19 protein-coding genes are annotated in these 19,582 nt (G+C 48.6%); 11 read left to right on the forward strand and 8 right to left on the reverse strand.

The genetic code is table 11. From position 1 onward, the window contains the following. Positions 1-15 precede the first annotated feature (15 nt). From dprA to KME11_13260, 6 genes are all read left to right on the forward strand, one after another. Positions 16-1,152, forward strand: a complete 1,137-nt coding sequence (gene dprA / locus KME11_13235) for a DNA-processing protein DprA (GenBank protein ID MBW4516171.1) — start codon at positions 16-18, stop codon at positions 1,150-1,152. Positions 1,153-1,379: 227 nt separating this feature from the next. After that, positions 1,380-2,123 carry a fatty acid desaturase gene (locus KME11_13240; protein ID MBW4516172.1) on the forward strand — a complete coding sequence of 248 codons (744 nt, stop codon included), beginning with the start codon at positions 1,380-1,382 and terminating at the stop codon, positions 2,121-2,123. A 47-nt stretch (positions 2,124-2,170) separates the two neighbouring features. Continuing rightward, the gene (locus tag KME11_13245) at positions 2,171-3,358 is read left to right on the forward strand and encodes an NAD(P)/FAD-dependent oxidoreductase (protein ID MBW4516173.1); all 1,188 of its coding nucleotides are present in this window, start codon (positions 2,171-2,173) and stop codon (positions 3,356-3,358) included. After that, complete coding sequence (locus tag KME11_13250; GenBank protein ID MBW4516174.1) at positions 3,355-4,011, forward strand: HAD family hydrolase; 657 nt, start codon at positions 3,355-3,357, stop codon at positions 4,009-4,011. Before KME11_13245 ends, KME11_13250 begins: the two co-directional genes overlap by 4 nt. A gap of 369 nt (positions 4,012-4,380) precedes the next feature. Then, positions 4,381-5,613 carry a (E)-4-hydroxy-3-methylbut-2-enyl-diphosphate synthase gene (gene ispG, locus KME11_13255; GenBank protein ID MBW4516175.1) on the forward strand — a complete coding sequence of 411 codons (1,233 nt, stop codon included), beginning with the start codon at positions 4,381-4,383 and terminating at the stop codon, positions 5,611-5,613. A 158-nt stretch (positions 5,614-5,771) separates the two neighbouring features. Next, positions 5,772-7,067, forward strand: a complete 1,296-nt coding sequence (locus KME11_13260; GenBank protein ID MBW4516176.1) for a PDZ domain-containing protein — start codon at positions 5,772-5,774, stop codon at positions 7,065-7,067. Between the two features lie 31 nt (positions 7,068-7,098). On the opposite strand, the gene KME11_13265 is transcribed toward KME11_13260, so the two are convergent. Next, the gene (locus KME11_13265) at positions 7,099-7,302 is read right to left on the reverse strand and encodes a hypothetical protein (protein MBW4516177.1); all 204 of its coding nucleotides are present in this window, start codon (positions 7,300-7,302) and stop codon (positions 7,099-7,101) included. A gap of 46 nt (positions 7,303-7,348) precedes the next feature. On the opposite strand from KME11_13265, the gene lepB reads away from it, so the two are divergent. Continuing rightward, positions 7,349-7,954, forward strand: coding sequence for a signal peptidase I (lepB, locus tag KME11_13270; GenBank protein MBW4516178.1), 606 nt, complete (start codon positions 7,349-7,351; stop codon positions 7,952-7,954). On the opposite strand, the gene KME11_13275 is transcribed toward lepB, so the two are convergent. Further along, positions 7,951-8,487, reverse strand: coding sequence for a ComEA family DNA-binding protein (locus KME11_13275; protein ID MBW4516179.1), 537 nt, complete (start codon positions 8,485-8,487; stop codon positions 7,951-7,953). The genes lepB and KME11_13275 overlap by 4 nt on opposite strands. Before the next feature lie 78 nt (positions 8,488-8,565). After that, positions 8,566-8,997 (reverse strand): NINE protein, encoded by a 432-nt coding sequence (locus tag KME11_13280; GenBank protein ID MBW4516180.1) that lies wholly within the window; start codon positions 8,995-8,997, stop codon positions 8,566-8,568. An 85-nt stretch (positions 8,998-9,082) separates the two neighbouring features. On the opposite strand from KME11_13280, the gene KME11_13285 reads away from it, so the two are divergent. Then, complete coding sequence (locus KME11_13285) at positions 9,083-10,102, forward strand: aspartate carbamoyltransferase catalytic subunit (GenBank protein MBW4516181.1); 1,020 nt, start codon at positions 9,083-9,085, stop codon at positions 10,100-10,102. Positions 10,103-10,198: 96 nt separating this feature from the next. Then, positions 10,199-10,672 carry a molybdenum cofactor biosynthesis protein MoaE gene (locus KME11_13290; protein MBW4516182.1) on the forward strand — a complete coding sequence of 158 codons (474 nt, stop codon included), beginning with the start codon at positions 10,199-10,201 and terminating at the stop codon, positions 10,670-10,672. Between the two features lie 144 nt (positions 10,673-10,816). Here the strand turns inward: KME11_13290 and KME11_13295 are convergent, their stop codons facing one another. Continuing rightward, positions 10,817-11,827 carry a PleD family two-component system response regulator gene (locus tag KME11_13295; protein MBW4516183.1) on the reverse strand — a complete coding sequence of 337 codons (1,011 nt, stop codon included), beginning with the start codon at positions 11,825-11,827 and terminating at the stop codon, positions 10,817-10,819. Between the two features lie 230 nt (positions 11,828-12,057). On the opposite strand from KME11_13295, the gene KME11_13300 reads away from it, so the two are divergent. Then, positions 12,058-15,120 carry a valine--tRNA ligase gene (locus KME11_13300; GenBank protein MBW4516184.1) on the forward strand — a complete coding sequence of 1,021 codons (3,063 nt, stop codon included), beginning with the start codon at positions 12,058-12,060 and terminating at the stop codon, positions 15,118-15,120. Positions 15,121-15,223: 103 nt separating this feature from the next. Then, positions 15,224-15,685: a hypothetical protein gene (locus KME11_13305; GenBank protein ID MBW4516185.1), complete on the forward strand. Its 462-nt coding sequence runs from the start codon at positions 15,224-15,226 to the stop codon at positions 15,683-15,685. A gap of 24 nt (positions 15,686-15,709) precedes the next feature. Here the strand turns inward: KME11_13305 and uraH are convergent, their stop codons facing one another. The 4 genes from uraH to KME11_13325 form a co-directional block, all read right to left on the reverse strand. Continuing rightward, positions 15,710-16,069 carry a hydroxyisourate hydrolase gene (gene uraH / locus KME11_13310; protein MBW4516186.1) on the reverse strand — a complete coding sequence of 120 codons (360 nt, stop codon included), beginning with the start codon at positions 16,067-16,069 and terminating at the stop codon, positions 15,710-15,712. Between the two features lie 125 nt (positions 16,070-16,194). Further along, positions 16,195-16,545 (reverse strand): YbaB/EbfC family nucleoid-associated protein, encoded by a 351-nt coding sequence (locus KME11_13315; protein ID MBW4516187.1) that lies wholly within the window; start codon positions 16,543-16,545, stop codon positions 16,195-16,197. Between the two features lie 188 nt (positions 16,546-16,733). Continuing rightward, the gene (gene murB / locus KME11_13320; protein MBW4516188.1) at positions 16,734-17,780 is read right to left on the reverse strand and encodes a UDP-N-acetylmuramate dehydrogenase; all 1,047 of its coding nucleotides are present in this window, start codon (positions 17,778-17,780) and stop codon (positions 16,734-16,736) included. Between the two features lie 74 nt (positions 17,781-17,854). Beyond that, positions 17,855-19,291, reverse strand: coding sequence for a UDP-N-acetylmuramate--L-alanine ligase (locus KME11_13325; protein ID MBW4516189.1), 1,437 nt, complete (start codon positions 19,289-19,291; stop codon positions 17,855-17,857). Positions 19,292-19,582 lie beyond the last annotated feature (291 nt).

Raw genomic sequence — 19,582 nt, forward strand, 5'->3', positions numbered from 1 at the left:
CAACAGGAGCAACCCTTGGCACAAGAACGAGCATTTTGGCTTGCCTGGTCAAACATCCCAGGAACAGGCTCAATCTTAATCCAACGTTTGCGGCAGCACTTTGGTACACTGGCGGCTGCCTGGGTCGCCCCGATCGCCGAACTAGAAGCCGTCTATGGTTTTGGAGTCCAGAACACAGCGACGATCGCTTCTGCCCGCAGTGCTATTGATCCCGAAAATCTGCTGCAACAACATGAACAAGCCAATCCTGGTTTTTGGACACCTGCCGATGATGACTATCCCCAGTTGCTACTAGAAATTCCTGATTTTCCACCGATTTTGTACTATCAAGGAACCGTCGATCGCTTAGAAAATCAGGGCAGTGTACCTGCGATCGCCATTGTCGGCACCCGCAGCCCATCGGATTACGGCAAGCGCTGGACTCAAAAATTGACGATTCAACTCACCCAAGCAGGATTCACTATAGTTTCAGGGCTGGCAGCCGGAATTGATACCGAAGCACATTACGCTTGCTTAAAAGCAGGAGGCAGAACGATCGCCGTTTTGGGTACAGGCGTTGATGTCACCTATCCTTACAGCAATCGCAGTTTGGCTCAAAGCATCATCAAACATGGGCTTTTGGTCAGTGAATATGCGGCTGGCACTCAGCCCGATCGCACCAATTTTCCGCGTCGTAACCGCATAATCGCCGGACTCAGCCGCGCCACCCTGGTGATTGAAGCGCCCCAAAAATCAGGTGCGCTGATCACTGCCCGCCTCGCCAATGATTACAATCGGGACGTATACGCCTTGCCCGGCTCACTAGATAATCCTGCCTCGCGGGGCAGCTTAGAGCTACTCAACCAAGGCGCTCAGGTGATTTTGGGAGAAGCCGAGCTATTAGAAGCGTTGGGCAATATCCCTCAACTACATTCCACCACCCAACTTTCTTTATTAGCTTTAGAGCCGCCAGCACCACCACCCGATTTGCCACCCGAGCTACAGACAATTTTTCAGGTGATTCCAGTCATTTCAGCAGAGGCGATCGCCCTTGATCACATTATTGAGCAAACTGGACAACCCACTGGTGCGGTTCTCAGTGCCCTTTCTCATTTAGAGTTAATGGGTCTGATAGCGCAGATGCCTGGAATGCGGTATCGGCGGGAAGGATAGATTGTTAAATCATCCGAAGGACATCACAAAATCTTTTTCCATCTCTTCCAGCACATACCCCAAAATTGAGCGATCGCCATTTGGGTCGAGTTCTTAAGGAAGATGCAGGGCAATACATTTCAGTTTACACTGCCACTTGTAATGATACTTAATACTTGTTAGCACTCACCAAAAAGTGACAACGAGCTATTTGCAGATCCCATCAGAATCAGATAATGACGCTCCTTATGAATCAGCACAAGAATACGAATCAGCACGAGAGTGTAGGCTGGGGAATGGTTCTTGCCTTCTTGATAATTAGCCTTTGGCTCATGAGTTTAGTGGGCTTGCTAAAGCTCAATATTCAAGAAACATCATTCACTTGGATTATCCTAGGCATTCTGTTGCGCACTTTTTTGTCAACAGGGTTATTCATTACTGCCCACGATGCCATGCACGGTACCGTGTTCCCAAACAATCCAAAGATCAACCATGGCATTGGAACGATCGCTCTGATGCTTTATGCCTTGCTACCCTACAAAATGTTGCTTAAAAAGCATCACCTTCACCATCGTTATCCCACTGGAGAACGCGATCCCGATTTTTATGATGGGGATAATCAAAGCTTTTTTGCCTGGTATTTTCACTTTATGCGCGGCTACTGGAGTTGGGCACGATTTTTTGGGCTGCTTGCGATCGGGCTACTGCTCTATGGAGTTGTGCAAGTTTCTGTCATCAACCTGCTCTTATTCTGGTTCTTGCCCTTAGGGTTTAGCTCGTTTCAGCTTTTTTTCTTTGGCACGTTCTTGCCCCATCGCCGACCTGTTGGCGGCTACGAAGCTCCCTACTATAGCCAGAGCTTTCCACTCCCCATCATTTTGTCATTCCTCTCTTGCTATCACTTTGGCTACCATCAAGAGCATCACCAATATCCCCAGGTTCCTTGGTGGCAGCTACCCAAGGTTTATCGGCTGGCGGCTACCGCTGACTGAGGCAGAGCTTGTTATCCTAAAAGAGAAACTTCCCCTCCCCCATAACCATGACGCAAACCCGCATCTGTATCCTCGGTGGAGGATTTGGTGGTCTGTACACCGCTCTACGTCTAAGCCAGTTGTCTTGGAATCCATCAGAAAAACCTGAGATTACGCTGGTCGATCAACGCGATCGCTTTGTTTTCCTTCCCCTCCTCTACGAACTGGTTACTAAAGAGCTAGAAACCTGGGAGATTGCCCCTCCTTATATAGAATTGCTTAGCAATACGGGTATCCATTTCCGTCAACTCGCTGTGGCAAGCATTGATATTCACGCTAAGCAGGTGCATTTTCAAAATCATGCCCAGCTTGATTACGATTATTTGGTACTAGCAATGGGCGGCGAAACTCCGATGGATCGGGTTCCGGGTGTGGCAGAACACGCGATCGCCTTTCGCACCATTCAAGATGCTTATCGGTTAGAAGAGAAGTTGCGCCTATTAGAAGAGTCAAAGGCAGACAAGATTCGCGTGGCGATCGTGGGAGCAGGCTACAGCGGTGTAGAGCTTGCCTGTAAGCTGGCAGAACGGTTGGGCGATCGCGGTCGGGTGCGCTTGGTAGAAGCAACGGATCAAATACTGCGCACATCACCCGAGTTTAACCGCGAAACGGCAACTAAGGCATTGAGTGAACGCGATGTGTGGATTGATTTAGAGACGAAAGTAGAGTCGGTGACCGCAGAGGCGATCGCTCTGGAATATAAAGGACAGCTTGATATTATCCCTGTTGATATTGTGTTATGGACAGTAGGTACGCAAGTCTCAGAAGTCGTGCAAAACCTGCCGCTCAAGCACAACGATCGCCAACAGTTGGTCATCAACACTTCCCTTCAAACTGTTGAGCATCCCGAAATCTTTGCCCTGGGTGATTTAGCAGAATGCCTAGATGCAGAAGGGCAACGAGTTCCCTCTACGGCTCAGGCTGCTTTTCAACAAGCTGACTACGCAGGTTGGAACGTTTGGGCATCAATCATGGACAAGCCGCTCCTGCCTTTCCGTTACCAGGCTTTAGGCGAAATCATGAGCTTGGGCACTGATAACGCCACCCTCGCAGGCATGGGCATCAAGCTTGAGGGTCCCTTTGCCCATGTTGCTCGACGGTTGATTTACCTGTATCGAATGCCCACGCTCGATCATCAAATCAAAGTAGGATTAAACTGGGTCGCCCAACCACTCCGGGAATTGCTTTCGCCATGAAGGTCACGTCAGAGAATCGACCCAAAGTCATATTTCTAGATGCTGTTGGTACTTTGTTTGGGGTGAAAGACTCGGTGGGCGAAGTCTATCGCGGCATCGCCCAGCGCTTTGGAGTTGAGGCAGACTCGGCTATGTTGAATCAAGCTTTTTTCCAGAACTTCCGAAATGCTTCGCCTATGGCGTTTCCTGGCGTAGAGGCTAGCGAAATCCCCTACCATGAATACTTGTGGTGGGAGGCGATCGCTATTCAAACCTTTTCTCAAGCAGGCGTTTTTGAGCAGTTTACCGATTTCCCCGCCTTCTTCGCGGTTCTTTATCGCCATTTTGCGATCGCCGACCCCTGGTTTGTCTATCCCGACATTCCTGCTGCCCTAACCCAGTGGCGCGAGCAAAAAATTGAGCTAGGTGTACTCTCAAACTTTGACTCTCGCCTCCATGCCGTCTTGCCTGCTTTAGGCTTAGCAGAATTCTTTTCCTCAGTCACAGTCTCAACCGAAGTCGGGGCAGCAAAACCCAATCCACAAATTTTTCAAGCCGCTCTGGAAAAGCATCATTGCTTACCTGCCCAGGCTTGGCACATTGGCGATAGTCAAAAAGAAGATTATGAAGGGGCAAAGGCAGCAGGCTTACAGGCAGTTTTGCTAAAACGGTAAGGCTGGATAGAAAGCGTCCAGGTCTAACGCACGTTAGGGAGTTGCGTGAAAATAAAACCCCAGCGGGGTGCATTAACTTTTCAGCCCCTAAGTCCCCCATTCTGGGGAACTTCCGAACCTTTCAAAGTCCCCTAGAATGGGGGATTTGGGGGGCGATCCAGGGCGTTATTTAATTGCAACTCCCTCATCTCAATTCAACACATTAAATTATTGGTATTCCTCAAGATTGGTATTCCTCAAGACCTTCACTGCCCAACTTGCCCCGATTTATGGCAATCTGGAAAGCAAGAGTTGATAGCTTTCTCAGCATCCAATCTCTTCGCAAAGACCTTCATAGACCTAGACCTTCATTCTTCAACACCATAGGGTATGCAAACTCTTTCCAATCCTGTAATCCCTACTCAGGAATCTTCTTACTTAGGACTTCCTACTGATGGTTCTATCCATCGCCGCAAAACGCGCCCTGTTCCGGTAGGCAGCATCACCATTGGAGGTGGGCATCCAGTCGCAGTCCAATCCATGATTAACGAAGACACCCTTGATATTGAGGGTTCTGTCGCTGCCATCCGTCGTCTCCATGAGATTGGCTGCGAAATTGTCCGGGTGACTGTGCCCAGCATGGCCCATGCCAAAGCCATGGAAGAAATTCGAGAAAAGTTGTTTGCATCTTACCAACCCGTGCCCTTGGTGGCAGATGTCCATCACAACGGTCTAAAAATTGCCTTAGAAGCCGCTAAGCATGTTGATAATGTGCGAATTAATCCTGGACTCTATGTGTTTGAGAAACCTAAGGTAGGTCGGGAAGATTATTCGCAAGCTGAGTTTGACGAAATTGGTGAAAGGATTCGAGAAACCTTAGAGCCCTTGGTTATTTCGCTGCGAGATCAAAACAAATCCATGCGGATTGGCGTAAATCATGGCTCCTTGGCAGAGCGAATGCTGTTTACCTATGGCGATACTCCCGAAGGCATGGTGGAGTCGGCATTAGAGTTCATCCGCATTTGCGAATCGTTAAACTTTTACAACATTGAACTCTCGCTTAAAGCGTCTAAAGTCGCTGTAATGATTGCCGCGAATCGGCTGATGGTACAGCGAATGGACGAACTAGGCATGGATTATCCGCTCCATTTGGGGGTCACCGAAGCAGGTGACGGAGAATACGGACGGATCAAGTCTACTGCTGGAATCGGCACGCTATTAGCTGAAGGTATTGGCGACACGATCCGCGTTTCTCTAACTGAAGCTCCCGAAAAAGAGATTCCGGTTTGCTATGGAATTTTGCAGGCTCTGGGCTTACGGCGCACGATGGTGGAATACGTAGCCTGTCCTTCCTGTGGGCGTACCCTGTTTAACCTGGAAGAGGTGCTGCACAAAGTCCGGGAGGCGACTAGCCATCTCACTGGACTCAATATTGCTGTGATGGGCTGTATTGTCAATGGTCCGGGTGAAATGGCAGATGCCGACTATGGCTACGTGGGTAAACAGGCTGGATTCATTGCCCTCTACAGAGGTCGCGACGAGATCAAACGAGTTCCTGAAAATCAGGGCGTTACTGAACTGATTAACTTAATCAAAGCGGATGACTGCTGGATTGACCCGTAAGCTATCTGCATATCTGCATAATTTATCTGAGTGCTAACGCTAAATCAGCGCTGTTTAAAATCTAAATTTCAAACTAGTTTGTCCCGTCCGTCTTGTCTTGGCTGTGCTAGATTGGGCGTACTTATTTTGCAGTCTGTCCTTCTCAGCTTAAGCGGAAAATGCCAATTACAAAGCGTGGACTAATCCTGGGTGCAACGATCGCGGGTGTCACGGGTGTGGCGCTCACGGGCGTAGGTTTGCATTCGTCTCAGGGACAAGCCTTTCTTCAGGAAAGTCCCAAACAATTGATTGATGAAGTTTGGCAATTGGTTGACCGAACTTACGTAGATGAAACGTTTAATCAAACCGATTGGCGAGCCGTAAGACAGGAATATTTGGGGCGCGAGTATTCTAGTCGCGAAGCAGCTTACGATGCGATCCGCGAAATGCTGGAGAAGTTAAACGACCCCTATACTCGCTTCTTGGATCCCCAGGCATTTAGAAGTATGCAGGTAGATACTTCAGGCGAACTGACCGGGGTGGGGATTCAGCTTTCTCAAGATGAGGAAACCAAGGCGCTAATTGTGGTTGCTCCGATTGAGGGAACGCCAGCCTCTCAGGCAGGCATCCTAGCGCGAGATGTCATCACCAAAATTGATGGTCAATCGACTGAGGGCATGGACTCTACTGCTGCCGTTAGTTTAATTCGGGGAGAAGTGGGCACTGAAGTAGTCCTGACCATTAAGCGGGGCGATCGCGAAATTGACTTTCCTCTTAAACGGGCTCAAATTCCCATCCACCCTGTTCGCTACTCTAAAGAAGACTCTCCCAACGGACCAATTGGCTACATTCGCCTGTCTCAATTTAGTGCCAAAGCAGGAGATGAATTTAAAGCAGCTATCCAAGATTTAGAAAAACAGAACGTCACTGGCTACGTTCTTGACCTCCGAGTTAACCCTGGCGGACTGCTCTACTCTGCGATCGACATTGCCCGGATGTGGATTAAAGAAGGCGTGATTGTTTCAACGGTCGATCGCCAGGGCATATCCGAGCAAGAAACTGCCAATAACACAGCGCTCACCGAAAAGCCCTTAGTCGTTTTGGTAGATGGTGGCTCTGCTAGCGCCAGCGAAATTTTATCGGGTGCCCTCCAAGATGACAAACGAGCGGTGCTGATTGGTAGCAAGACTTTTGGCAAAGGTTTAGTGCAATCGGTGCGGAGCCTGGGAGATGGTTCAGGCTTAGCAGTGACCATTGCTAAGTACCTGACTCCTAGCGGACGCGATATTAATAATGCAGGTATTCAACCCGATGTTGTTGTGGATTTGACCGATGAACAGCGTGAAACTCTTTTTGGGGCAGACAACAAAATTGGCACATCTGAGGATATTCAGTATCTTAAAGCCTTGGAAGTGTTGAGCCAGAAAATCGTTCAGCAAGGTGCAGCTAATCCCCAGGCTGCGGCTAGTCCTTAAGCATAGGCTGATTTGTAATGGGTAAAACGCCTTAGCTAGGCTGACATTTCCCTGCCCGAATCAACCCGACTCGACGCGCGATCGCCTCTCCCTGAGAATCAAAAGGGCCCCAAGTTTGTTTATCAGACGGGGGGCTTTGTTGAGGTGGATCTACTTGTGGCAAATCGATCTGAACAATTTCACTCTGAACAATTTCACACTGTCCTGTAGGTTCCTTCACGATGTACCAAGCCATAATTCTTTCCTCCTGATAAACTGACAAAGTCAAACGCAAGGTAATTATGACTTCCCAACAGCAAGATTCCCAGACCCCCAAGATCCAACTTTCCGAGCCTCAAGGGTTTTGGCAATCTGCTTTTTGGAAGAACCAACGAGAGAACCTTCAAATCCTGGCGATCGCTCTCATTCTTGCTGTTATCATCCGTTTGTTTATTGCCGAACCGCGCTACATTCCGTCCGATTCGATGGTGCCGACACTGCAAATTGGCGATCGCCTGGTCATCGAAAAAGTCGCCTACCGTTTCCGTGCGCCCATCGCCGGAGAAGTGATTGTGTTTGAGCCGCCCGCCCGACTGCAAGAATATGGCTACTCCGCCGATCGTGCCTTTATTAAGCGCATCATTGGCACACCCGGCGACCAGATTGAGATACATCAGGGGCGAGTCTACCGCAACAATCAACCCTTAACAGAATCTTATATTGCAGAACCTCCGCAGTACGAAATGTCGCCTGTAACCGTGCCCCCCCATCAGTTTTTCGTCATGGGCGACAATCGTAACAACAGCAATGACTCCCATGTCTGGGGGTTTTTACCTCAAAAGAACATTATTGGCAGGGCAATTTTTCGTTTCTGGACACTAGAGCGGTTTGGAGTGCTAAAAAATTAGAACTGTAAGTAATGCATGATCTCAGCCGTCAGTTGTCCTGGCAAAGCCAATCGCCGCTGCAAATCTGCCAAAGTTCTATAAGCGCCCTGCTGACGGTTTTGCACGATCGCCCTTGCTAAAAACAAATCTACTGCCGGAATTTGAGCCAGCATTTCAACAGATGCCGTATTGGGATTAATGAGAAAAGGTGTAGCGCTACTCTCAGATCCGTAGTAGCAAAATTGCAGCACAGGTGCTAAGAATTGTAGTCGTTGGGTTGGCAGACTTAGGGCAGCAGCAATATCTTCTAGGCAATGAAACGATACGCCAGACTGACTCAGAGCAACGAGCGATCGCGCCTGATGGATTGATAAACCGGGCAACCTCAGCCAATCATCAACTCCTGCCTGATTCACGTCAATTTTGATCCCCAACTGGGCGGCAATGGGAATTTCTTCGGGATGCAGCCGATAGTAAGGATCGTGCAGCATTCGCGATCGCTGCGATCCCTTCTTTTTGCTCCCACCGCCTCCTAACCACCTTGCCAGTTTCATGTCTTGCTCCCAGTAACCTGAGCTTTGATCTGAGGATCTTAAGGGGCGATCGCTATCCACGGAAACGCCCTCTTATTCCTAGGTGATGCGATCTAACAATTGCCGTCGTTTTTGCTCAAACTCATATTCCGAGACGAGTCCCTCCTGCCGCAACTGCTCCAACTGCCGTAACGCCTCTGCTACTGTTCCCACAAGGGGTGCGATATTGGCAGGTACTGGGGGCATATGCGACACCGCCAAACCTGCTCCCGACTTAGCCCCTGGCGGGAGGGCGTTAAAGTTCTGCTCAAACTCCTCCCCATCTTGAAACAAATACCAGGCTCCCTCAATTAAGCTAGCGACAGTGGAAATTGGCGTTAATCCTAGCAACAGGTAGACAATTCCCCACCGGGGCTGCCCTAAATAAAACTTATGCAAGCCTGAGATAGTGCCATTGAGGACGGGAATCGGAATGGCTCCAGCAAAAGCCAACACTGCGGCAACTTTTCGATCTTTGGGTTTACTCAACATGCCCAGAACAGAATGACGTGTCTGAAATTATAGGCTCTGATGTGAAAAAATAGCTGTGCTAGTCAACTCCGTTACAATCTTTCGTATGGTTACTCAGTCATGGAATCGTCGCCACATTATTTCTTTAGAAGACTTTCAGCCTACTGAATACGACACTATCCTGCAAACGGCAGTCAGTTTTCAGGAGGTACTATCTCGGCGTACCAAAAAGGTGCCGACACTACAAGGGCAAGTTGTTGCCAACTTGTTTTTCGAGTCTTCAACTCGCACTCGCAGCAGCTTCGAGCTAGCTGCCAAGCGTCTTTCGGCAGATACCCTGAATTTTGCAGCGAGTACGTCCTCTCTAACGAAAGGAGAGACCATTCTCGACACTGCCAAAACCTATCTGGCGATGGGTACAGATATTATGGTGATTCGCCATCGAGAAGCAGGCGTGCCCCAAGCGATCGCCGATGAAATGGATCGTCTTCAATCGCGTGTGGGAGTGCTCAATGCAGGCGACGGGCTGCACGAACATCCCTCCCAGGCGCTGCTCGACCTATTTACGATTTGCACCACTCTCGATGCCGAAAAACCTAGACTTTCCCTTTTAGAAGGTAAAAAGATTGCGATCGTCGGTGATATTCTCCACTCACGAGTTGCCCGTTCTAACATCTGGAGCCTGACTGCCAGCGGAGCCAAAGTCCACTTAGCCGCCCCTCCCACGCTGCTACCTCAGATCTTTGCCAACTATTCCATTCCTAGAGGGATGGAGGGCTGGGAGGATGTTCGCAGCGATCGCAAGCTCTTCCTTCACTGGAACTTAGAGCCTGCGCTCAAGAATGCCGATTTTGTCATGACTCTACGGTTGCAAAAAGAGCGAATGACTCAGCATTTGCTGCCTAGCCTGCGGGAATACCATCAGCGCTTTGGCATTACTAGCGATCGCCTCAAACACTGCCACCCAGAAGTCAAAGTTCTTCATCCAGGCCCAGTAAACCGAGGCGTAGAAATTAGCTCCGAACTCATGGATGATCCAAAAGTCAGCTTAATTTCACAGCAGGTTACTAGCGGCGTTGCCGTTCGGATGGCACTTTTATATCTCATGGGCAGCGGCAAGATTTAAAAGTCAGCCATACTAATCAGTCAGTCACTAAAAAGTTAGTCACTAAAAACAAGTCACAATAGGATCGCTCAGCATCCCTCATCAGTACAGCATCCCATGGTCGTTTCTACTCCTCTCTTAATTCATCCCAGCGACAGCTTTGCCATTACCTTTGTCCCTCTCTCATTAGAAGAGGCTTATCATCTGGCTGACGATCCGGCAAATGGTGCAGTGGTGGTCATGAGCGGTATGGTTCGCAATCAAACTGAAGGGAAGCCCGTCGTAGCGCTGGAGTACCAAGCGTATGAACCGATGGCGTTAGAGGTGTTTAAGCAAATAGCGGCAGAAATTCGCCAAACTTGGGGCGTGACGCGAGTCGTCATCCATCATCGAACCGGAAAGTTGCAGGTGGGCGAAATTAGTGTGCTGGTGGCGATCGGCTGTCCCCACCGCTCTGAGGCGTTTGCAGCTTGTCAGTATGGCATTGATACTCTGAAGCATTCCGCCCCGATTTGGAAAAAAGAAATTTGGAGCGATGGTTCTACTAGCTGGGTCAGTATTGGGGCTTGTGAACAAAAAGAAAGCTGTTGAAGTGCGATGCCCTACCGTTACTGCCCTATCGCAAAAACTTGATCAATCGTCAGGTTTATTCTGGGAAGGTAAGCGAAAGAATAGCTCTTACTCAATACTAAAGCCAAAGCTAGAGGGGCAATTCATAGCTCGCTTCTCCTTAAATTACGGAGTCAACGTACAAATGCGATCGCGCCCACTTTCTTTCGCTAAATAGAGCGCCTTGTCTGCCAACTTGATGAGCGTTATGGGTGAGCTATGCCGACTAGGATGAAGACATGAAATTCCTAAACTCAGGGTCATTTTTTCACCTAAGGGCGAACTCGCGTGCGCAATATCCAGCTTTTTCATTGCTGCCTTGATAGATTCAGCAACTTGATTAGCTCCCGCCAAATCAATGCCTGGAAGCAGCACCACAAATTCCTCTCCCCCGTAGCGTGCCACCAAATCAGTCGGACGACCAACTGTCTTACTAATAGTTTGCGCCACTTGTTTCAGGCACTTATCACCTGCCAAGTGACCATAGGTGTCGTTGTAGCGCTTGAAGTAATCGATATCAACAAAAATAAGAGATAATAGATCTTGCGTTCTAGACGTTCTTTGCCACTGGTAAATTAGAGTTTCATCAAAGCAGCGGCGGTTAGCAACTTGGGTCAGCCCATCTACTGAAGCCAAACGTTGCAACATTTGGTTCACTTCTTGTAGTTTCTGGTTCGTGTCTTCCAACTGACGGTAAAGCTGGCTCTGCTGAATCAGGCGACGCACCTGTCGGCGTAGCAACGCCCAATGAATAGGCTTGGTAAAGTAATCTGCTGCCCCTACCTCAAATGCTTGATCAACTGACTGTTGATCCTCTAGTGCCGTGATCATCAGGACGGGGGTTAAAACCATCAAATAGTTTTTTGTCTTTTGAGCCAACTCATAGGTTTGTCTATCATTAGATACAGTATTCATCTGTAGCTTCTGAAGCTGAGCGCAACATGCAAACCCGTCCATAATTGGCATGATGATGTCTAACAGCACAACATCAGGGCGTAAACGCGCATACGCTTCTAACGCCTGTCTGCCATCTTCTGCTTCTTCGACCTGATAGCCTTCGCTCTCTAGTCTTCGCCGCAGGTGAGTTCGCGTAAAGCGATCGTCATCGACAATGAGAATAAGTGGCGTATCATCCATCTGTTATCAAGCCAGCCCTCATATGACAATCTACAACAATGAGTCTTACGACCCTACCAGCGTGAAGTGAGTATCACCCAATACCCAACAGCATGGATACGGAGATGGGCATAGACCGATCTTCTCCTAAATCGGCCAATCCCTCTAAAATCGTTAGAATCTTTACGATCAAAAATGGCAGAATTTTAGATAGTTTGGAAGCATGTCCTTATTAAGTAAGAGTTTTTCTGATGACCGCTAGTATTTCTCCCCTCGCCAGTCAATATGATCCATCGATCACAGAAGCCAAGTGGCAGCAGTACTGGGAAGATCGCCAAGTATTTAAGGCGGATCCCAACGCGGGTGGAGAGTCTTACTGTGTGATGATACCGCCGCCAAATGTAACAGGCAGTCTTCACATGGGTCATGCTTTTGAGAGTGCCCTAATTGACACCCTTGTGCGCTATTACCGCATGAAAGGGCGAAATACGCTATGGTTACCCGGAACAGATCACGCTAGTATTGCGGTGCAAACGATTTTAGAGAAAGAGCTAAAATCACAGGGCAAAACCCGCCATGATGTAGGACGAGCAGCCTTTTTAGAACGGGCTTGGCAGTGGAAGGCAGAGTCAGGCGGCACCATTGTTGGGCAACTGCGTCGGCTGGGTGTGTCGGTGGACTGGTCGCGGGAACGGTTCACGATGGATAGCGGATTATCGAAAGCAGTTCTAGAAGCTTTTACGAGGCTGTACCAAGAAGGGCTAATTTATCGAGGCAAGTACTTAGTGAATTGGTGCCCGGCAAGTCAGTCGGCGGTGTCGGATTTGGAGGTAGAAAACCAGGAGGTGAACGGCAATCTTTGGCATTTCCGATATCCTCTTACTGATGGTTCGGGTGTGGTGGAAGTAGCCACGACCCGACCTGAGACCATGCTGGGTGATACGGCGGTGGCAGTTAATCCTAACGACGATCGCTACAAACACCTCATTAACAAAACGGTAACGCTGCCCATTTTAGGACGGGAAATTCCGATCATTGCCGACGAGTATGTAGATTCTGAGTTTGGGACAGGCTGCGTCAAAGTGACTCCGGCTCATGATCCGAACGATTTTGAAATGGGTAAGCGCCACGATTTACCCTTTATTACCGTCATGAACAAAGACGGCACCATGAACGAGAATGCTGGCGAGTTTCAAGGGCAAGATCGTTTTGTGGCACGGAAAAATGTGGTGAAGCGATTGGAGGCAGACGGGGCGCTCGTGAAAGTAGAAGCCTATCGCCACACGGTTCCTTACAGCGATCGCGGCAAAGTGCCAGTAGAGCCTTTGCTTTCAACTCAATGGTTTGTCAAAATTCGCCCTATGGCAGACCGCGCCCTAGAGTTTCTAGATGCGCAGCAAGAGCCAGTGTTTGTGCCAGAGCGCTGGACGAAGGTGTATCGAGACTGGTTGGTGAACCTGCGAGATTGGTGCATTTCGCGGCAGCTTTGGTGGGGGCACCAAATTCCAGCTTGGTATGCCATCAGCGAAACCGGGGGAGAGATTCGAGAAGATACGCCGTTTGTGGTGGCAAGGAATGAGGCAGAAGCACGGGAACAGGCGATCGCTCAGTTTGGCGAATCTGTCCAGCTTGAGCAAGATCCTGATGTGCTAGATACCTGGTTCTCCTCAGGACTATGGCCTTTCTCTACGTTAGGCTGGCCCGACCAAACGGTGGATTTAGCCACCTACTATCCCACGACCACCCTAGTAACCGGGTTCGATATCATCTTTTTCTGGGTTGCCCGAATGACAATTCTGGGCGGACACTTTACTGAGCAAATGCCGTTCAAAACCGTCTACATTCATGGGTTAGTGCGGGATGAGAACAATAAAAAAATGTCTAAGTCTGCCAATAATGGCATCGACCCGCTGCTGTTGATTGCCAAGTACGGCACCGATGCCTTGCGCTATACGCTCATCCGCGAGGTGGCAGGCGCAGGACAGGATATTCGTTTGGATTACAACCGCAAAACTGATGAATCGGCATCGGTGGAGGCTTCTCGCAACTTCACCAACAAGTTGTGGAACGCTTCTCGGTTTGTCATGATGAACCTAGATGGACAGACTCCAGAGCAATTGGGTGAGCCGCAGAATTTGGAATTGTGCGATCGCTGGATTCTGTCTCGCTACAACCAGGTGATGCAACAAACCAATCAGGAAATCGACCAGTACGGTTTGGGGGAAGCCGCAAAAGGGCTTTATGAATTCATTTGGGGCGACTTTTGTGATTGGTATATTGAACTGGTTAAATCTCGGTTGCAAGAAAAAGAATTGGCATCTAGTAAGGCGGCGCAACAAACATTAGCACATGTCCTGGAAGGAATTCTACGATCGCTCCATCCCTTCATGCCCCATATCACCGAGGAGCTATGGCAAACCCTGACCCAGGCAAATGGAGACGAGAGCTTAGCGGTACAGTCCTATCCTCAAGCCAACGAGAGTTTAATTAATCCCGACCTAGAGCAACAGTTCGAGCTACTGATTGGCACCATTCGCACCGTGCGCAATTTGCGGGCAGAGGCAGAAATTAAGCCAGGAGTAAAGATTCGAACCTTTTTGCAATCAGATAGCGATCGCGAACAGCAAATTCTTCTTGCCGGACAGGCATATATTCAAGACCTTGCCAAAATTGAGCGCCTGACCATTGGCAAACCTAACATGCCTGTCGCTCCTCCTGAATTCTCTGAATCTCTGCCCACGAGTCCTTTTGACTCAACAGACAAACCTAGACTGCTCGGCAACTACCAAAAGTCCGCTACGACCATAGCGCTATTTTTAGGTGGATTAATCTTGCTGCGAATCATTTCAGCAGTACTAGGAGTGATTGATCATCTGTTTTTGGTTACGCCTGTGCTGAAGCTGATTGGGGTTGGTTGGTTGGTTTGGTTTGTTCGTCGATATTTGCTGAAGTCGGGCGATCGCAAAGAACTCAGCGAAAAAATTAGCCAATTGAAAGCCCAAACCACTTACCAAGCCACAACCGTTGAAGCAACGGTCATTACCGACCAGCCGCAACAGATGATTGCAGGAGTCGTTGGCACGGTTCAAGTTTTAATTCCTTTAGAAGGTGTAGTTGATGTGGAGGCTTTACGCACCAAACTCCAGAGAGATCTAACTAAGGTAGAAAGCGAAATCGTCTCACTAACTCAACGGTTGAGAAATGCCAACTTTGTTGATAAAGCACCACCTGATGTTGTCCAAGGTGTTAGAGATGCATGGGCAGAAGCAGAAATTCAGGCAGAAATTTTGAAGGATCGATTAGACCGCTTGTAAGGAAGAAAAACCCTTTCTGGGCGTTTTAATCATGAATGATCTTCCTGAAGATCAGACGGTATACTGGTAACTTCTCGTAAAGCATTGGAACTCTTGCACTGAAATGTTGCATCTAGCTCAGGTGATACAAGCAGACCCTGGGGGTAAGGTGAAGCTGCAACTCCTTGCACAGCAAAAAGCTGAACATGCTTGGGTTGTTTTAGCTCATGAAGACGGTAGCTTCTGGTGTGATGCCGATTATCACCCTGGAGCACTAGTTCTATTGGAACTTTCTCCAACCAAGCAGGTACAGCATATTAGTGATGCTACAGGCTGGATACTAGAAATAGTGGAACAATACTTGTCCTTGGGCATTACCCCTGCAATTTTGCAGGAAGAAGTGCAGCGGGCAGAGCAATGGCGACAGTCTCTCACATTGCAAAGTCAAGAACTAGGACGGCGGGCACTAGAGGTGGAAGCACGCCGCGACCAAATTCAAGAACTAGAAGAAAACTTAAAGGTAGAACGACAAAAGCTAGAGGAAAATACGGCGGAATTGAAGAACCCTGCCCCTGCCCCTGAGTAAGTCTCTCTCCTGAATCAGCTTTGTTTAGCTTCCCCGATAGGTGCTGTATGCCCAAGGAGAAACAAGCAGAGGCACATGATAATGGGCATTTACGTCAGCAATGCCAAAGCGAATCGGAATATCACCTAAAAAGCAAGGAATAGGCAGATTTTCCAGGTGAACAAAATACTCACCGATCGCAAATACTAATTCGTAAACGCCGACCTGAAGTTCGTCACCGCTCAGCAGTGGTGAATCTGTGCGACCATCTGAGTTAGTGTGCGTAGCCTTGAGGTGCGTTCTCTTACCCGACTGCGGATCAATTTGCCAGAGCGCGATCGCCACATTTGCGGCTGGGCAGCCTTGAGCCGTATCCAACACATGAGTCGAAAGTTTACCCGACATGGCGATCGCACTCCTAATAATTGCAATGAATCCATCCAATGAACCCATACTAAAAGTGTAGAGACGGATTATCCCTACACTTTTAATTAGCATACCTTTACAAATATTTGCGAAGTGTCAAAAATCTATAGACCCGGCAAATTTAGTCCACCCGTTAACTCTTCCATCCGTTCTCGCATAATTCCGGTTGACTTTTCATAGGCATCTTTCATCGCCGCCGCAACTAAGTCAGAAAGAATGTCAGCCCCTTCTGTCAAAGCATCAGGAGAGATTTCTACCCGACGAGGCTCTTGGTTGCCACTCACTACCACCTTGACCAAGCCGCCCCCCGATTCGCCCAAAATCTCCATCATTTCCAGTTCTTCTTGCAGCTTCTTTGCACCTTCTTGAACCTGTTGGGCTTTCTTAAATGCCTCGCCTAGCTCTTTCATTTTGCCCAAACCGAAACCGAAGCCTTGTCCTTGTCCTTTCGTCATAATTCCTTGCCCTGTATGGGTTGAACGTTAGCTAAGTCCAATTATTGGAAAGAGCCATAGCAGCTATTCAATATAGCTTATATGGGAAAGAACAGAACTTCTCTCCCCAAGATGCTTTTCCCGAAGCGAAACGTGATCTTAAGAAAAGCACATTTACATTGATGTCATTATTTATGCCACTTAGAATTCTAAGCCATTTGGAATTCGCCCAGCATTTTGACTTCAGGTTCTAGGAGTAGCGACCATTTCTTCTCGACCTCTTCCTGAACCAACCGAATTAATTGAAAGATGTCTGCCGCAGTAGCGCTGCCACAGTTCAGAATGAAATTGGCATGGCGTTGGGCAATTTGTGCGCCGCCAATTTGATGCCCTTTCAGACCACTTTGCTCAATTAGCCAGCCTGCTTTGTAGGACTTAGGATTCCGGAAAACACTGCCACAACTGGGCAAATGATAGGGCTGACTGTTGCGCCGTTGGTTTAGGTGCGCTGTAGTGTCTGCCATAACTTGCCGAGGATCTGCTCCAGGTTGAAGTTGCAGCGTTGCTTGAGACACTAACCGAATCATGTCAGGTGAGGCTGTATGCGCCAAACCTTGCAGGACAGATGTGCGATAGCCAAAGTTAAGCGCTTGAGGCAGTAGCACTTCAACCAAACCATCGATCGCCAACACGTGGACATTGACCAACATCTCAGCAGTGCAGGCTTGATGCGCACCAGCATTCATAACTACAGCGCCGCCAACTGTTCCAGGAATGCCCACTGCCCACTCTAAACCTGCCCAGCCCCGTTCTGCGGCTTGCCAGGCTAAGCGAGCAATTTGGTCGCCAGCCGCTGCCGTAAGTTGCCCTGTCGCCTCGTCGAAGTGTGTTTGTTTAAGGTGACGGGTACAGACGACTAATCCAGGTAGACCGCGATCGCTCACCAACAGGTTAGACCCTGCGCCCACCAACGTAATCGGCAGTCCTCGTTCTTTTGCCCAATTCAAACCTGCCTGCAAATCTTCGGTAGTCCGAGGAGCCAAATAAAGCTCTGCGGGACCCCCAACCCGAAAAGAAGTCAGGCTCGCTAACGATGCTTGAGGTCTAATGAGACAATCTGTGCCCGATATCCGAATCGGCTGAGGCTTGCGTCCTAGGGGTAAAAAGCGAGACGAACCAGTGTTAATCACGGAGTTTTTGGAAATCACTCTTGGAGATGCAGTTGGAGCAGTAGGCGGTTCGTGAGATAAAGTCATGATCTTCAGGTGCTTGAAATGCGTTGAGTGAATGAATACAAAACATGAACCACCGACGGTTGCTGTAGGCAGGCTTATCTTAAGCTAGGAATTGAGCTAGGAATCGGTTGCTTCTGTTGAATTTTCTGATAGAAGCTCATAAGCTCAGGAATCACACGATTAAGATTCCCTGCTCCTAAAAACAGCACTAAGTCGCCAGGAAGCAGTGTTTCCATGAGGTAGGCAGAAACGGTTTGCAGACTGGGTTGATAGATGGATTGAGGATGGCGCGTGGCGATCGCCTCTGCCAATTGCAGTCCCGTCACTTGCCCCAAGTCTGCTTCACCCGCACTATAAATATCTGTAGTAATCACCAGATCAGCATTCCCAAAGGACTCTGCAAATTCTGCAAGAAACGTCTGGGTGCGGCTATAGCGATGGGGTTGAAACACAGCGATCACTCGTCGCGGATCAGTCGTAGATTCTGCTCGCAATCTAGCAGCGGCTAGGGTAACCTGAATTTCGCTAGGATGATGCCCGTAGTCGTCAATGAATAAAATGCGGTTGTACTCACCTCGATGTTCAAACCGACGGCGAGCGCCTTCAAAACTGGCAAGAATGGTAGCAATTTGCCCAAACTCTAAGCCGACTAAGCGACCAATCGCGATCGCCGCCAGCGCATTGCTAAGATTATGCTCACCCAAAATTGGAAGATTCAGCCGACCCAACACTTGACCCCGCTCTATAATCAGCGCGATCGTTCCGTCAGCACCATAGACTACTTGGTCGACCGTATAATCGGCAGCCGCCTGCGAGAGGCTGTAAGTAATAGCAGGTTGAATAAACTTTTCAACAGCGGGCGAATCAATGCAGCCAATCACTTGCTGACACTGTCTGGCAAAAATTTGAAAGGTATCGATTACCTGTTCTAGGGTGGTGTAGTGATCAGGATGATCTAACTCAATATTGGTGATTACCCCAATTTGAGCCGAATGCTTGACCAAAGAGCCATCCGATTCGTCAACTTCTGCTACAAAGTGAACGCCTTTGCCCACGTAAGCATTACCTTCCCAGGCGTTAACCTCACCGCCAATGACAATGGTGGGTTCTAAACCGGCTTTGAGCAGCAAATAGCCAACCATGCTACTTGTTGTGGTTTTACCATGAGTTCCAGCGATCGCAATGCCTTGATATTGCTTCATCAAAGCCGCCAGCAAATCAGATCGATGAAAGATTGGACAGCCCAGTTCAACTGCCGCCCGATACTCAGAATTTGCTGGGCTAATGGCAGTAGAACAGACAACCTGCGGTAAAACACCCTGAGCCACTCGGGTAATATTCGCGGCTCCCTGAGTCAAAAATATCTGTGCCCCTTGCGCCTCTAAGCGCTGCGTAATATTGCTAGAGGCAAGGTCTGAACCCGATACAGGCAGGTTTCTTTGAGTTAAGACATGGGCAAGAGCCGACATCCCAATCCCGCCAATTCCAATGAAATGAAAGGGTCGTCCGCTGAAATCAACAGCATCAAGCATCGTAACTCCTTACACACACACCACACCGACAATCACGCGATATCATAGCAAGAATTACTTTTTTTGCGATATATCCTAGACCAAATTTGCCGAGTTTAATTCAGTAATTTTTCGCTCTTTTCTCTTTCAACTTTGTAAAAGTAAAATTGAAATTGCAAAAATTCTACTCAGTATTTGAAATTTGGTGACATTTTTTTAGGCATCTATCCCAATGAATCTTAAATTCCCTAGAAACACCTTAACTAGCTAAACTCTGACGATAGAATTCTATATAGATTCAATCGCAGTTGC

Origin of the sequence: Timaviella obliquedivisa GSE-PSE-MK23-08B (assembly GCA_019358855.1) — a bacterium.
Classification (GTDB): domain Bacteria; phylum Cyanobacteriota; class Cyanobacteriia; order Elainellales; family Elainellaceae; genus Timaviella; species Timaviella obliquedivisa.